The organism is Radicibacter daui (assembly GCA_030657355.1).
GTDB lineage: Bacteria > Pseudomonadota > Alphaproteobacteria > Radicibacterales > Radicibacteraceae > Radicibacter > Radicibacter daui.
Genome location: CP131056.1, coordinates 670,786 through 686,239, shown reverse-complemented (window position 1 = coordinate 686,239; position 15,454 = coordinate 670,786). Strand labels below are relative to the sequence as shown.

Annotated in this window: 13 protein-coding genes; 1 reads left to right on the top strand and 12 read right to left on the bottom strand. The window is 63.3% G+C overall.

Features of this window, described 5'->3' with window-relative positions; all coding sequences use genetic code 11:
• Nucleotides 1-15 precede the first annotated feature (15 nt).
• The 5 genes from yjfF to glpD all read right to left on the bottom strand — a co-directional run bounded on the left by yjfF (nt 16) and on the right by glpD (nt 6,536).
• Nucleotides 16-999, bottom strand: coding sequence for a galactofuranose ABC transporter, permease protein YjfF (gene yjfF / locus QTL98_RS03250; protein WP_445680793.1), 984 nt, complete (start codon nt 997-999; stop codon nt 16-18).
• Nucleotides 992-2,056 (bottom strand): ABC transporter permease, encoded by a 1,065-nt coding sequence (locus tag QTL98_RS03245; RefSeq protein WP_445680792.1) that lies wholly within the window; start codon nt 2,054-2,056, stop codon nt 992-994. The genes yjfF and QTL98_RS03245 overlap by 8 nt, the downstream gene beginning before the upstream one ends.
• The gene (locus QTL98_RS03240; RefSeq protein ID WP_445680791.1) at nt 2,053-3,615 is read right to left on the bottom strand and encodes a sugar ABC transporter ATP-binding protein; all 1,563 of its coding nucleotides are present in this window, start codon (nt 3,613-3,615) and stop codon (nt 2,053-2,055) included. Before QTL98_RS03240 ends, QTL98_RS03245 begins: the two co-directional genes overlap by 4 nt.
• 94 nt (nt 3,616-3,709) lie before the next feature.
• Complete coding sequence (locus QTL98_RS03235) at nt 3,710-4,654, bottom strand: ABC transporter substrate-binding protein (RefSeq protein WP_445680790.1); 945 nt, start codon at nt 4,652-4,654, stop codon at nt 3,710-3,712.
• Between the two features lie 334 nt (nt 4,655-4,988).
• Nucleotides 4,989-6,536, bottom strand: coding sequence for a glycerol-3-phosphate dehydrogenase (glpD, locus tag QTL98_RS03230; RefSeq protein ID WP_445680789.1), 1,548 nt, complete (start codon nt 6,534-6,536; stop codon nt 4,989-4,991).
• A 282-nt stretch (nt 6,537-6,818) separates the two neighbouring features.
• Here glpD and QTL98_RS03225 point away from each other — a divergent pair, with 282 nt between their 5' ends.
• Nucleotides 6,819-8,036, top strand: a complete 1,218-nt coding sequence (locus QTL98_RS03225; protein WP_445680788.1) for a CaiB/BaiF CoA transferase family protein — start codon at nt 6,819-6,821, stop codon at nt 8,034-8,036.
• Between the two features lie 17 nt (nt 8,037-8,053).
• Here QTL98_RS03225 and QTL98_RS03220 read toward each other — a convergent pair whose 3' ends face one another.
• The 7 genes from QTL98_RS03220 to QTL98_RS03190 all read right to left on the bottom strand — a co-directional run bounded on the left by QTL98_RS03220 (nt 8,054) and on the right by QTL98_RS03190 (nt 15,388).
• Nucleotides 8,054-9,946, bottom strand: a complete 1,893-nt coding sequence (locus QTL98_RS03220; protein ID WP_445680787.1) for a bifunctional sugar phosphate isomerase/epimerase/4-hydroxyphenylpyruvate dioxygenase family protein — start codon at nt 9,944-9,946, stop codon at nt 8,054-8,056.
• Nucleotides 9,947-9,959: 13 nt separating this feature from the next.
• A complete protein-coding gene (locus QTL98_RS03215; protein ID WP_445680786.1) occupies nt 9,960-10,838 on the bottom strand; it encodes an SMP-30/gluconolactonase/LRE family protein in 879 nt (292 codons plus the stop codon).
• Nucleotides 10,828-11,565: an ABC transporter ATP-binding protein gene (locus QTL98_RS03210; protein WP_445682077.1), complete on the bottom strand. Its 738-nt coding sequence runs from the start codon at nt 11,563-11,565 to the stop codon at nt 10,828-10,830. The genes QTL98_RS03215 and QTL98_RS03210 overlap by 11 nt, the downstream gene beginning before the upstream one ends.
• Before the next feature lie 2 nt (nt 11,566-11,567).
• On the bottom strand, nt 11,568-12,314 hold the full coding sequence (locus tag QTL98_RS03205) for an ABC transporter ATP-binding protein (protein ID WP_445680785.1): 747 nt from the start codon (nt 12,312-12,314) through the stop codon (nt 11,568-11,570).
• Nucleotides 12,311-13,294: a branched-chain amino acid ABC transporter permease gene (locus tag QTL98_RS03200; RefSeq protein ID WP_445680784.1), complete on the bottom strand. Its 984-nt coding sequence runs from the start codon at nt 13,292-13,294 to the stop codon at nt 12,311-12,313. Before QTL98_RS03200 ends, QTL98_RS03205 begins: the two co-directional genes overlap by 4 nt.
• On the bottom strand, nt 13,294-14,172 hold the full coding sequence (locus tag QTL98_RS03195) for a branched-chain amino acid ABC transporter permease (RefSeq protein WP_445680783.1): 879 nt from the start codon (nt 14,170-14,172) through the stop codon (nt 13,294-13,296). The genes QTL98_RS03200 and QTL98_RS03195 overlap by 1 nt, the downstream gene beginning before the upstream one ends.
• Before the next feature lie 79 nt (nt 14,173-14,251).
• On the bottom strand, nt 14,252-15,388 hold the full coding sequence (locus QTL98_RS03190; protein WP_445680782.1) for an ABC transporter substrate-binding protein: 1,137 nt from the start codon (nt 15,386-15,388) through the stop codon (nt 14,252-14,254).
• Nucleotides 15,389-15,454 lie beyond the last annotated feature (66 nt).

Below are 15,454 nucleotides of genomic sequence, written 5' to 3'. Positions count from 1 at the left end.
CGGAAAGGCCGCCCTTCAGGCGGCCTTGCGCAGGCCGACAAAGGAGCGGGTGAGCAGGCGCTGCATGACGATGAAGGTGAAGAGCAGCCCGCCGATCACGATCTTCGTCCACCAGCTGTTGAGCGAGCCGTCAAAGGCGATCAGCGTCTGGATGATGCCCTGGATGAGGCCACCGATGAAGGTACCGGCAATGAAGCCGATACCGCCCGCCAGCAGTGTGCCGCCGATGACCACGGCAGCGATGGCATCCAGCTCCACCCCCACCGCCGCCAGCGGATAGGAAGAGGCGGTATAGAAGGCGTAGATGACGCCGCCAAGCGCGCTGAAAAAGCCGCTGAGGGCATAGACCCGAACGGTGGTGCGCCCCACCGGCACGCCCATCAGCGCCGCCGAGGCACGGTCGCCGCCCACGGCATAGACGTTGCGGCCAAAGCGGGTGAAGTGGGCGATGACGATACCGCCTGCCACTGCCGCCAGCATGACGAGCGCCGAGGCGCTGAGCCAGCCCTTGCCCGGCAGGGGAATGCGGAAGGCGGCAAAGGCATCCACGAAGGGATGCGAGATGGGCACGCTGTCGAGATTGATGAGAAAAGCCATGCCGCGCAGGAAGAACATGCCGGCAAGGGTGATGATGAAGGGCTGGATGTCGAAAGCCTGGATAAGCCAGCCCATCGCCCCGCCCAGCAGGGAACCGATCACCAGCGCGACAAAAGCAGCAGCCAGCGGGTGAAAGCCGAAATCGCGCGTCAGCACCGCAATCAGCACGCCGACAAAAGCGATCATCGAGCCGACACTGAGATCGATACCGCCGGCGAGGATGACGAAGGTCATGCCGATGGCGGTGATGATGAGGAAGGCGTTATCCGTCAGCAGGTTACCCAGCACCAGCGTATCGCGGAAACCGCGATACTGGATCATGCCCCAGCCATAGAGCGCCAGGCACACGAGGATGGTGGCGGCCAGCGGCAGCGTGCGCTCGCTGAAGAAAGACTTAAACATGACGCTTGCCCCCGAAGAGACCGCCAAGGCGGGCGCGCAGCAGCGCGCGTGAGCGCGGCGCCTGCAACAGCAGCACGACCAGCACGGCGGCCGCCTTGACGATGAGGTTATATTGCGGCGGCAGGCCGCTCACCAGAATGCCGGTGGTGAGCGACTGGATGGTAAGCGCGCCGATGACGGTAAGGCCGATATAGAACCGCCCACCCATCAGCGAGGCACCGCCGATGACGACGGACAGGATGGCATCCAGCTCCAGCCACAGGCCGGCATTGTTGGCATCCGCCCCGCGAATGTCGGCAGCGATGATGATGCCGGCAAGCGCCGCACACAGGCCGGAGATGACATAGGCAAAGACGGTGATGCCGCGCGCCTCGATACCGGCAAGCCGGCTGGCGGCGGCATTGCCGCCGACAGCCTCGACAAACAGGCCGAGCGCGGTGCGGCGCAGGAGAAGCGCCAGCAGCAGAACGGCGGCAAGCGCCACCTCCACCCGCACAGGAATGTAAGCGAAATGCCCCGCCCCCAGCGCCTCGAAGAAGGCACTGTGGAAGGTGACGATTTGCCCGTCGGTGATCATCTGGGCGATCCCGCGCCCGGCCACCATCAGGATGAGCGTGGCGATGATGGGCTGGATGCCGAGGAAGGCCACCAGCACCCCGTTCCACAAGCCGCAAAGGGCTCCGGTGCCCATCACCGCCAGCATGATCACTGCCGGTGAAAACCCGGTGTCGCGGGTGAGCACGGCCATGACTGCCCCGCAGATGGCGATGATAGCGCCGACGGAAAGATCGATGCCGCGCGTGCCGATCACCACGGCCATACCGACGGCGACCAGCGCCGTGGGCGCCCCGCGATGCACCACATCGACAAGGCTGCCGAACAGGTGCCCGTCGACAATCGTCACCTCGAAGAAGCCGGGCGAGATGAAGGCATTGGCCATCAGGATGAGCAGCAGCACCAGCACCGGCCAGAAGGCCCGGCTGCGCAGGAAACCGGCAACGAGCCCCGGCTCGCCGGCAGTGGCAGCCTTGTTGCGGGAGGAGGAAAGCCCGTTCATTGCGCAATCGCCTCGATGATGCCGGCGCGGGTTACCGCCTCGCCGGACAGTTCCGCCACCTTGCGACGGTCGCGCAGCACAGCGACCCGGTCGGCTACCGCCACGATCTCCTCCAGCTCGGAGGAAGCGACCAGCAGCCCCATGCCCTCGTCGCAGAGCTGGCGCAGCAGGGTGATGATGTCGGCATGACCGCCGACATCGATGCCGCGCGTGGGCTCGTCCAGGATGAGGAAACGCGGGCTGGAGACAAGCCAGCGGGCAAGGATGCATTTCTGCTGGTTGCCGCCGCTCAGCTGGCCCACCGGCTTTTCGCTATCGGGCGTGGCGATGCCCAGCGCCTCGATCATCTGGTCGGCAAGCCGCTGCTGCTCGGCGCGCGGGATGGGCCGGTGCCAGCCCTGGCGGGCCTGCAGGGCAAGGATGATATTCTCCCGCACCGAAAGCTCCGGCACGATGCCCTCGACCTTGCGGTCCTCCGGGCAGAAGCCGAAACCGGCGCGGATTGCCCGGCGCGGGCTGCTGGTATCGACGGCGGCGCCGGCAACACGCACTTCGCCGCAATCGGCATTTTCCGCCCCGAAAATGAGCTTTGCCGTTTCCGTGCGGCCGGAGCCGAGCAGGCCGGCAAGGCCGACAAGCTCCCCGGCGCGCACCTCCAGATCAAGCGGCTCCATCAGGCGGCGACGGCCAAGGCCGCGTACGCTGACCAGATCGGCCGCAGGCGCGCCGGTTGCCGGCCGTTTGCGGCGGTGGCTCGCACTTTCCAGCTGGCGGCCCAGCATATGGTGCACGAGATCGATCTGGCTGAGCTCCGCCGTCTCATAGGTACCGATGAGCTGGCCGTTGCGCAGCACGGTGATGCGGTCGGTGATCTCGTAGACCTGATCAAGGAAATGGGTGACGAAGATGATGCCGAGGCCGGCGGCGCGCAGATCGCGCATCACCGCGAACAGGAGATCGATCTCCTCGCGGTCCAGACTGGCGGTCGGCTCGTCGAGAATGAGCACGCGGGCATTGAGGGCGATGGCACGGGCGATGGCAACCAGCTGCTGCACGGCGACGGAAAAACCACCGAGCGGGCGGCTGACATCGATGTCGAGCCCCATGCGTGCCAGCATCTGCCGGGCGTCAGCACGCAGGCGCCGCCAGTTGACGAACCCAAAGCGCCCGGGCTGGCGCTCCAGCATCAGGTTTTCCGCCACCGACAGGGTGGGGATGAGGTTTACTTCCTGATAGACGGTGGAGATGCCAAGGGCCTGCGCCTCGCCGGCATGGGCGGGATGGATGATCCGGCCGGCCAGCACCACATCGCCGCCATCACGCTCGTAAACCCCCGTCATCACCTTGATGAGGGTGGATTTGCCGGCGCCATTTTCGCCCAGCAGCGCATGGATCTCGCCGGCTTTCAGCTCGAAATCGACAGCGACCAGCGCGCGCACGGCAGGGAAATTCTTGGAAACGCCGCGAGCGGCGAGAACGACACCACCGGGCTGGACCGGCCGCAAACCGCCGGAAAGCAGAAGCCCGCCCTGAAGTGCGGCGGGTGAAGGCTCAGCCATCAAGGAAACTCCCCTATAAAACCAGAGGGGAAGGGCCAGCCGTGAGCCGGCCCTTCCATTTCTCGTTCCGCCCCGGAGGGGGCCGGCGAGGTCCTTACTTGGCCGTACGCTTGGCGTATTCCGCCGCTGCCGTATCCGGCAGGTAGAGCGGGCCGTTGGCCTTGATCCACTTCGGCACTTCCTTGCCTTCCTTGGCGGCATTGATGGCGTCGAAGGAGGGGCCGCCCAGATGCGGGTTCAGCTCGATGGTGGCGTTGGTTTCGCCATCGGCCATCGCCTTGAAGATGTCCGGCACACCGTCGATGGAGATGATGGTGATGTCCTTGCCCGGCTTGAGGCCGGCTTCCTTGATGGCCTGGATGGCACCAAGGGCCATGTCGTCATTATGGGCATAAAGCGCGCAGATCGACTTGCCGCCATTTTCGGCCTTGAGGAAGCTTTCCATCACTTCCTTGCCGCCGGCGCGGGTGAAGTCACCCGACTGGGAGCGAATGATCTTCATGTTGGGGAAGTTGCTGACGACAGCTTCGAAACCCTTCTTGCGGTCAATCGCGGCGGAAGAGCCGACGGTGCCCTGCAGCTCGACAATATCGCACTTGCCATTGGTATGGGCGGCAAGCCAGGAAGCAGCCAGCGAGCCTTCCTCGGCAAAGTCGGAGGCGACCTTGGTGAGGTAGAGCGAGGGGTCTGCGGCCACGCCGCGGTCAACCAGCACCACCGGAATCTTGGCGTCCTTGGCTTCCTTCAGCACCTGGTCCCAGCCGGTTTCCACCACCGGGGCGAGGAGGATGCCATCCACGCCCTGGGCGATGAAGGAGCGCAGCGCCTTGATCTGGTTCTCCTGCTTCTGCTGGGCGTCGGAGAATTTAAGGTCGATGCCGCGCTTTTCGGCTTCGGCCTTGATCGAGGCGGTCTCGGAGGTGCGCCAGCCGCTTTCCGAGCCGATCTGCGAAAAACCGATAGTCAGGGCGCTGGCCTGTGCGCAGGCAAAAGCAACCCCGGCGCCGAGCACCAGCCCGGCGAGCGTCTTGTTCAGCATTGTTGAAACTCTCCCTCCCGATAGGGCGATTATTTTTCTCTGGCACGGGGCTGATCCCGAGCGGATTAAGTCATACAATATGGATTATTATTTTTCAATTCATCTGCTCAATTTTAATTAAAATGGCATTTTATCCGCAGAAATCCTGCGATTCTTCTGAGGTTTATACGTCATTGATAAGACTAAATGATATACGAGACTCGATTTTTATATACCCAGCGGCGACGACTAACCGGCAATGCAAAATACCCCCGCCGCATCAGAAAATGCGGCAGGGGCATCAGGCCGGACAAGGCGCCGGCAGGTCAGATCATGCGGGAAGGGCCAGCCCGAGTCAGGCCGCGACGAGCCGCTGGCCGGCCTCGTCAATCCAGCGCTGGAGCTCCTCGGCCTCCGCCGCCGTCAGCCGCAGGCCGAGCTTGGTGCGGCGCCAGAGAATATCGGCAGCGCTGCGCGCAAACTCATGGGCGAGCAGCCAGGCGGCCTCCACCTCATAAAGATCGGCACCGAAAAGACGCCCGAGCCCTTCTGCGCCGGTAACACCCTCCAGCATCCGTGCGGCACCCGTGCCGTAATGGCGCACGAGGCGGGCGGCGTGACGATCGGTGAGGTAGGGATGCCGGGCCCGCAGATTGCCCGCGAGTTTGCCGGCATCGCCGGGAGCGAAATCACCACCCGGCAGCGTGCCGCCCACCGTCCAGGGCTTGCCCATGCCGGCAAGTGCCGGGGCCAGCTTTTCCAGCGCATGTTCGGCAAGGCGGCGATAGGTGGTGATCTTGCCGCCGAAGATGTTGAGGAGCGGTGCTTCTCCCTCCCCGCCTTCCAGCTTCAGCACATAGTCGCGGGTAGCGGCCTGCGCTTTCGAGGCGCCATCATCATAAAGCGGACGCACGCCCGAATAGGTCCACACCACATCGCTGCGGCCAAGCGGCTGGACGAAATACTCGCCGGCGGCTGCCAGCAGGTAATCGACCTCGGCATCGGTGATTTTCGCCATGCCCGGCTCGGAGCCGAAATCCACATCGGTGGTGCCGATGAGGGTGAAATCCTGCTCGTAGGGGATGGCGAAGATGATGCGGCCATCCGCATTCTGGAAGATGTAGCAGCGATCATGATCGAAGAGCTTCTTCGTCACGATATGGCTGCCCTTCACAAGGCGCACTTTCTCGGCCGAATTGCTGCCGACCGTCTCGGAAATCACTTTCGACACCCAGGGGCCGGCGGCGTTGATCAGCGCACGGGCCATCACCTGCCGCTCTTCCCCGCTAACGAGATCGCGTACGCTTACCCGCCATAGCGCCCCTTCGCGGCGGGCCGAGGTCACGCGGGTGCGCACGGCGATTTCGGCGCCGCGCGCGGCGGCATCGACGGCGTTGAGCGCAACAAGCCGGCTGTCCTGCACCCAGCAGTCCGAATATTCGAAGGCGCGGTCGAACAGTGGCTTCAGCGGCTCGCCGGGCTCGGCCTTCTTGAGATCCAGCACGCGGGTTGCCGGCAGCAGCTTGCGACCGCCCAGGTGGTCGTAAAGGAAAAGGCCGAGGCGCAGCAGCCAGAACGGGCGCAGCCCCTTGTGATGCGGCAGCACGAAACGCAGCGGCCAGATGATGTGCGGCGCCGCCTTCAGCAGCACTTCGCGCTCCATCAGTGCCTCGCGCACAAGGCGAAACTCGTAATATTCCAGATAACGCAGGCCGCCATGGATGAGCTTGGTACTGGCTGACGAGGTGGCGCTTGCCAGATCATCCTGCTCGGCCAGAAAGACGCTGAGCCCGCGCCCTGCGGCGTCGCGGGCGATACCGCAGCCATTGATGCCGCCGCCAATGATGGCGAGATCGAAAACCTGCTGCCCGACGCCTGCCGCCGGCTGACCAGCCTCAACCATGTCCTGCTGCTTTCCCTGGAGCCGAAAGGCCGCCCCTCGCCATGCCCGAGCATGGGGGGCAACCACCGGGGCGGATAACGCGCCCGCGTCCGGCATTTGTCAATAACAAACGAAAGAAACGAAACTTTAATTCGAAATATAACGGTTTCGTTTCAGACACGTGACGGCACCGGTTTGCGCCCTCCGCGCCAAGCGGCTATGCATTGAAAAAACAAGAGATCGGCTGCAGGAAACGCCCATGATGCCCGCTTGCCTTCCGCTTTCGCCTTCCGGGTGCGCGCCATGAGCGGCGCCTTGTCGCATATCAAGGTGCTCGATCTGAGCCGCGTGCTGGCCGGCCCCTGGGCCAGCCAGACGCTCGGCGATCTGGGCGCCGACGTGCTGAAGGTGGAAAAGCCCGGTAGCGGCGACGACACACGCGGCTGGGGGCCGCCCTTCGTGGAGGGCGAAGATGGCGCAAAGCAGAGCGCCTATTTCCTCAGCGCCAACCGCAACAAGCAGTCCGTCGCCATCGACATGGCAAACCCGGCCGGCGCGACGCTCATAAGGCGCCTGGCCGCAGAAGCCGACATCGTGCTGGAGAATTTCAAGGTCGGCGGGCTGGCGCGCTACGGGCTCGATTACCAGAGCCTGAAGGCCATCAATCCGCGCCTCATTTACTGCTCCATCACCGGTTTCGGCCAGGACGGGCCTTATGCCGAGCGCGCGGGTTACGACTTCATGATCCAGGCCATGGGCGGCCTGATGTCGCTGACCGGAGAGCCGGATGCCGCGGGTGGCGGGCCGGTGAAGGTGGGCGTGGCGCTTGCCGACATCATGACCGGGCTTTACGCCACCATCGGCTGCCTTGCCGCGCTTTCGGCGCGCGACAAAACCGGCACCGGCCAGCAGATCGATATCGCGCTGATGGATGTGCAGGTGGCAACCCTTGCCAACCAGGCGCTCAACTTCCTCGTCAGCGGCATCGCGCCCGGGCGCATGGGCAATGCCCACCCCAACATCGTGCCCTATCAGGCTTTTGCCGTGGCGGACGGGCATATCGTGGTGGCGGTGGGCAATGACGAGCAGTTCCGCCGTTTTGCCACCATCGCTGGCGCGCCGGGCTGGGCGGCCGACCAACGCTTTGCCACCAATGCCGCGCGCGTTGCCAACCGCGCCACCCTCATCGACCTGATCCGCCCCGTCATGCTGACCCGCCCGCTCGATGACTGGCGCTCCAGCCTGGAGGTCGCCGGCGTGCCCTGCGGCCCGATCAATACGCTCGACCGGGTGTTCGACGACGCGCATGTGAAGGACCATCAGCTGGCGCTGGGACTACCGCACCCTGCGCTTGGCCCGGTGCCCTCGGTTGCCAACCCGCTGCGGTTGTCAGAAACGCCCGTCGATTACCGCACCGCCCCGCCGCTTCTGGGCGAACAGACAAACGAGGCACTTGCCCGCTGGCTGGGACTGGGGGCAGCAGAGCTTACAGCCCTGAGAGAGACCGGCGCGATAGCCTGAAGCGATTGCGACGCCCGCTACCGCCGCGGCACACCCTTGGGACGCAAAAACCGTTTCTGCGCGGCAATGCGGAACGGGGCATTGGGAGCGCCATAGCCGGCATAGCCCCCCCGCCGTTCGACAATCTCGAAGAACATGCCGTTTTCGAGTGGCGGGGAATAAAGCTGGAAAAACTCTCCACCGGCATCCCGGTCATAAAGGATATTTGCCGCCTGCATCCGCTCCAGAAGTTCCGGAGCAATATCGAAGCGGGCAGCAAGGTCGCCGTAATAGTTGGGCGTGATCGGCAGGGGCAGGAACCCCAGCTGCTGCAACCGGGAAGCGGTCGAGAAGATGTCATCCGTCGCCATGGCCACATGCTGGACGCTGGCGCCGAAACTGCCCGAGAGAAACTCGCCGGCAAGGGTCCTGTGAGTATCCGCGCCATTCAGGGTAATGCGCAGGCTGCAATCTTCCGCCTCGACGGCCTGGCTGCGCACGATCCCGTCCGGATCGATCACGTCGATCATCGGCGATTTCTTCATGCGGAAAAGCGCGGTGTAGAACAACGTCCAGCTGAGCATGTCCTGATAGGACATGGTCTGGGCGATATGGTCGACCCGCAGCAAGCCGGCGCCCGCCGCAGCTTCTCCATCCTCCTCTGGCCGGAAATCGACCTCCCACAAGGAAGAAAGGCCGGAGGCCTTGTCGATGAAATGCAGCAGGCTGCCGCTGAGGCCGCGGATCGCCGGAATATCGAGTTCACCCGGCCCGGCAGGCTGATGAAATGGCCGCGACCCGAGCCGCGTCGCCCGCTCGATGGTCGCCCTGGCATTGCTCACCGAAAGGCCGATATCGCACACCGTTGTGCCATGCATCGCATAGGCACTTGCCGCATATCCCTCCGTCTGCCGATTGACCAGCAAATGGACGTCACCCTGCCGCCAGAGTGCCACCTGCTTGGAGACGTGATGACCGGCACGGCTGAAACCGAGGGTCGCCAGCAGGCGTTCCAGATTTTCCGCCTCCGCCCCACGGCTGCAGAACTCCAGAAACGCCGCCCCTTCCAGGGTTGCAGGGGGCGGCAGCGGAGGCAGGTCGATCTTCAGCTCCGGCTCCTGCCGGCGGACAGTGTCCATGAGGGAAATGAGTGAGCGATAACCATCGCGGGCAACCAGCTTGGTATCGCCGCCCCGGAACTGGTCGTTAAAAATCTCAAGGCTGATGGGGCCGCGATAGCCGGTGGACATTACCGCCGCCATGAAGTCGGCCACTGGCAGATCGCCTTCGCCCGGCATGTTACGGAAGTGGCGCGACCAGTAGAGCAGATCCATCTCGATCACTGGCGCATCGGCAAGCTGGACGAAGAAAATGCGGTCGCCCGGAATGCGCCGGATGGTATCCGGATCGATCTTGCGGGCCAGCGAGTGGAAGCTGTCGAGGATAAGGCCGATATTGGGATGATCCGCCCGGCGCACGATTTCCCATGCGTCGCGATGGTCATTCACATGCCGCCCCCAGGCCAGCGCTTCATACCCGACCCGGAGGCCCCGCGCCCGCGCCCGTTCCCCCAGCTCCGCCAGATCATCGGCCGCACGGTCGATCCCGCCGAGCGCCAGCGGCGAAACGCTGGAACACACCAGCATAAGATCAGTGCCCAGCGCCTGCATCAGATCGAACTTGCGTTCCGCCCGGTCAAAAGCCCTGACCCGCTCGGCGGCAGGCATGCCTTCAAAATCACGGAATGGCTGAAAGAGCAGGATCTCCAGCCCCTGGTCGCGGATCATGCGTCCGATTTCAGCCGGACCTGCCGCATCGGCCAGAAAATCCTGCTCGAAAATCTCAAGCCCGTCATATCCGGCCTCACGGATAGCAGCCAGCTTCTCTTCAAAATTCCCCGATATGGAGACTGTCGCGATCGAGGTCTTCATGGCGGCTGGTTCCTTAAAGGGTAGAGGCCGGGTGCAGCCGGTATTCGGGCCGGCCCACGGCACCGGGCCTGAGAGCCAGAACCTGCCCGGCCAGCGGCTCGCGATGACGTTCTTCCGCAGAGAGCGGCCGGGCGGCACTGGTTACGAAAAGCGTCCCCAGGTCCGGCCCGCCAAAGGCAAGGCAGGTAGGATGGCTGACTGGCAGTGTTATCTGCTGAAGCAGCTCGCCGGCCGGGGAATACTGATGAAGGCGCCCGCCGGCATAGATGGCGTTCCACAAATTGCCATCACGGTCGAGGCAGCTGCCGTCAGGCCGTGCCGGCGGCGGCAGGGTGGCAAACACCCGCCGGTTGGCGAGCCCTCCACCTGGCAACTGATCGCAGGCCCAGATCGTGTAGGCGCGGGTATCTCCGAAATACATCCGCCCCCGTCCGGGATCGAAAGCAAGGGCATTGGGAATTGAAAGCCCCTGCGCCTCGACATGGCACGTGCCATCGGGCGCAATACGATAGAGCCGCCCGCCCGGCCGGTAATCATCCTCCTGCAGGCAACCGACCCAGAAGCTGCCATAAGGGTCCGTGCGACCGTCATTCAGGCGATGAGCCGGCCGATCCGGCTTGGGGTCTAGCAGGAACTGCTGTTCCCCGGTTTCCGGATCGAAACGGTAGAGCCCGTCATCACAGGCCAGCAACAGAGCGCCGTCCTCGTAAAGCGCGATGGAGCCGAGACGGCGCGCCCTGACCCGGTGACGCCGGGGAATGTCGCCCCCCGGTTCGACGGACCACAGGTGCCCCTGCAGGACATCCACCCACCAGAGCCTGGCAGTGCGCTCGCACCAGAGCGGACACTCACCGAGCTGGCACGGCTCGGCCGAGATCTGTTCAATGCGCATCTGCGGACGTGGTCTCTTCCACATGGCCGCCAAGAAACAGCTGCCCCACCCGGGGGTCGGCCAGCAGCTTGTCTGCCCGGTCGTGCAGGCGGGTCTGGCCCAGTTCCAGCACCAGTCCGTAATCGGACATGGCGAGAGCCGCCTTGGCATTCTGCTCGACCATCAGGATGGTTACCCCCTGGTCGCGCAGCCTTTGCAGAGTACGAAACACCTCCTGCACCAGATTGGGCGACAGACCGATGGAAGGCTCGTCGATGAGGATAAGCCGCGGGTCCAGCAGCAGGGCTCGGGCAATCTCGAGCTGCTTCTGCTGACCGCCGGAAAGCTCGATGGCTTTCTGGTTGCGGCGCTGGCGCAGCATCGGGAACTGGTCCATGACCTCTTCCATGCGAGCCCTGACCCGGTCCTGATCCGGGGCCGTGATGCCGCCGAGCTCCAGATTGTGGAAGACCGAGAGCTGCGGAATGACGTTGCGCCCTTGCGGCACATAGGTAACGCCCTGCGCCAGCATCCGGGCCGGGCTGAGGCCGGTGACATCCTGCCCGTCGAACAGGATTTCTCCCGAGTGAATGTTGAGGAGACCGAAGATCGCCTTGAAGACGGTGGATTTTCCGGCGCCGTTCGGCCCGATGACCGTGGTGATGGAGGCCGGCGGAATCCTGAAGGACGTACCGTTCAGGATCGTGATGTTGCCGTAGCCGCCGTAGATGTTCCTGAGCTCAAGCATCATCAGCCTCCCAGATACGCGTCGATGACCTGCTGGTTGGAGCGGATCTCGTCCGGCGTTCCTTCAGCGATGATGGCCCCCTCCGCCAGCACGATGATGCGCGAGCACAAGGACATGACGAACTCCATGTTGTGCTCGATGACCACGAAAGTCGTCCCGTGTTCGGCGTTGTAGGTCTGCAGCCGCTCCTTGAGGTGAGCGAGCATGGTGAGATTGACCCCGCCCGCAGGCTCATCCAGCAGCACCAGCCCCGGCCCCGCCATGAAGGCCATCGCCGCATCGAGCAACTTCTGCTGACCGTAGGAAAGGGAGCCCGCCAGTTCATCGCGCAGATGTTCAAGGCGGAAGAAGGAAATCATCTTCTCCGCATCTGCAGTCAGGCCGGCGTCCGGTTTACCGAAGAGGCGGGAGAGCATGGAGCCATGATGCTCCTGCCCGGCGAGGATCACGTTATCGAGCACGCTCATCTGCGGAAAAACCGAGAGCTGCTGGAAGGTGCGGCCCACCCCGAGCTTGCTGAGGTCGCAGGCCCGACTGCCTGAAACCTGCTGTCCTGCGACATGCACAGCGCCGCCATCGGGTGGTAACTGGCCGAGAATGCAGTTGAAGAGCGTGGATTTTCCCGAGCCATTGGGCCCGATGAGGCCCAGAATTTCACCGGTGCGAACATCAAAGCTCACATCGTTGACGGCCCGGATCGTGCCAAAAGTCTTGGAGATGTTGCGGACTGAAAGAGCGGGAGCGGTCACTTGAGCTGTGCTCCTTTTGCAAGGTCACCACGGGCCCGGTGCTGCGGCCAGAACCGCTCGCGCAGCCGCGTGCCGATGCCAATCAGGCCGTTCGGCACGTAAGCCAGCATGACGATGACCAGAGCCGAATAGATGATGAGGTAGTAGCCCGCGGTGAAGCGCAGCATCTCTGGCAGCAGGATGACCACCGCAGCGCCGACAAAGGGCCCGAAAAAGAAGCCGGAGCCCCCCACCACGACCATCAGCAGGATGCGCAGCGACTGCGACAGGCCGAAGGAGCCCGGGTCGATATATTGCACCAGCGGCGAGACCAGCGCCCCGGCAAGCCCCGCATAGGCAGAGCCGATGGCAAAGGCCAGCAGGGTGATGCGCCGCGTATCGACCCCAAGACTTTCCGCCCGGACCGGGTTTTCCCGCAGAGCCTTGAAGGCACGCCCCCAGGGAGACCGCACGATGCCCCACAGCACCAGCGCGGCAACGACCGTTACCGCGAGCGTGAAATAGTAGAAGGGCAACTGCTTGAGCGTCTTGAACAGATAGAAATCCGGGCGCGGCATGCTGGAGAGGCCATAGGAACCGCCGGTCAGCCAGTCCTCATTACGCAGGACAAGGAAGACCAGCGTGTTGAAGGCCAGCGTGACGAAGGCAAGGAAGTGGCCTTTGACCCTGAGCGCTGGATAACCCAGCACCAGGCCAACCAGAAAACACAGAACCATGCCCACCGGGGCAGCAATGAGCCAGTGCCAACCCGCCAGGGTCATGATCGCCGTCGTATAGGCGCCAATGGCCATGAAGGAGGCCTGGGCCAGCGAGATCTGGCCAGCATATCCAAGCGTGAGATTGAGCCCCATGGCAGCAATGGAAAAAATCAGCCACGAAGTCAGCACATAGATGATGTAATTGCCGTGACCCAGCGGTGCGAGAATAGCCAGCACCAGCAAGAAAAGCAAAAGCGCCGGGCGCTTGTTGAGGCGGGTCATCAAACGGCCCTCCCTTCCGAGGTGCCGAGCAGTCCCTGCGGGCGCACCAGAATGACGACGATCAGCAGGACGAGCGGCAGGGCGGCGCGATACTCAGCCGTGACATAGGTCGCGGTCAGGTTATCGAGCACGCCGATCAGCAAGCCGCCGGCAAGCGCACCCCTGATCTGGTTGAAGCCGCCGACAATGGCGGCAATGAAGGCGATGAGGCCCAGGACCTCGCCATTGGAGAATTTGGCCAGATAAACCGGGGTAATGAGAAACGAAGCGAGAGCCGCCAGCGCACCATTGATGAGGAAGGCGTAGAGCACCATGCGCCTCACGTTGATGCCGAGAATTTCCGCCACTGCCGGGTTCTGGGCCGCGGCCTGCATGCAGCGACCTGTTCGGGTGCGATTGAGGAACAGGGTCAGCACCACCACGATCGCCAGCGCAACCACGAGATTGCAAATGTCCTGCAACGAGATGACCGCGCCGAAGACATTGAGCGTCTGGGAAGGAAACAGCGGCGGAAAGGGTTGGGCCTCGGCGCCATAAAATTCCTTCACGCTCTCTTTCAAAAAGATGGCGAGAGCCATGGTCGCGATGGTGAGCGGGATGCCGCCCGAGGGCAGGATTGGCTCTACGACCAGTTTCTTGAACAGTACACCCAGCACGACGACCGTGACCGCGAGGGCAACGATCAGGGCCAGCCATAGTGGCAGGGCCAGTACCTTGGTGCAGACAAGGACAAAAAAGGCGGGCAGCATCACGAACTCGCCCTGGGCAAAATTGACGGTTTTCGCCGATTGCCAGATGAGCGTGAAGCCAATCGCCACAAGGGCGTAGATCGAGCCGGTCGCCAGGCCGGACAGCATTACCTGGAGAAACTGGGACATGTCGGTGTTTTCTGCTCTCGAGTAGCGGGAGCACAGCGGCGGCTCGCAGGGGAGCCGCCGCTGCAACGAAGGGCCCGGATCAGTTCGAGTTGACGATCCCGATCACTTCCGCCTTGCCGCCCGTCACCTGAACCATGAAGCTCGGGCGGGACATCTCGCCATGCTCATCCCAGCAGGTGTCGAGAAGCATGTGCGGATAGCTTTTCGCATCGAGGCAGAGCCCGTGCATGACGTTGGAGAACGCCTCCCCGTCAAACTTGCCGACCATTTCGGTGACGTATTTCGTCGCCCAGGCCCCGATATAACCCTTGATGGCATCATGTGTCGGGTGGCGATTGAACTTGGCCTCGAACTTCGTCACGAACTCGGCGATACCCGGCACACTGGTGGCGCTGGCGGTCAGGCCGACATGGGCGATAGCGCCTTCGGCAGCATCACCGGCCAGCTCAACCACCTTGGCCTCGGTCAGGGTAACCTCGCCGATCAGCGGCATGGTCAGGCCCTGCTTTTTCGCCTCAATCAGGAAACGCGCGGATTCTTCCTGGTTCATGTAGACGAAGATGGCCGCCGGAGCGGCTTCCTTGAGCTTGGAGACGTCGGCAGCATAGTCGGTCTGGCCCTGCTCGGAGGCGACATCTGCCACGACCTTGATGCCCAGCTTTTCCATTTGCGCGGCAAAGACATCATGGCCGCCCTTGCCGAACTCATTATTGACCCAGGCAATGCCGACCGTCTTGGCATCAAGCGTGCGCTTGAAATAGGAGGTGAGGTCGGGAATACCCTTCTGTGCGCCGGAAGAGGTGCGGAAGACGAAAGGGTTGCCCTTCTGCACGATGGCCGGGGCTTCGGAACCGACGAATTGCGGCACACTGTTCTGCTGGGCGACCAGCATGTTGACCATCGTTGAACCGGAATAGACCGTCCCCCAGATGGCATAGGCGCCATCGTCGATGGCTTTCTGGACAAGGGCGCGCGAGGTCTGCGGGTCGGTCTGGGTATCAAATTCGCTGACCTCGACCTGCTTGCCGAGAATGCCGCCATCCGCATTGATTTCTTCGGTGGCAAGACGCGTTCCGTCCCGCCAGTTGGTACCGGACGGGGCACCGGGACCGGACAGTTCGGCGATCATGCCGACCTTGACTGTATCGGCCGCATGCGCCGCACCCGCAATCGCCATTGCCGTAGCAGAAATGGCCAGCAGTTTTACCAGTTTCATCATTCCCTCCCTGTTAGCCGGGCCGATTTGAGGCGCCGTCTCCCAAGCACCATCGCCCCGATTTTT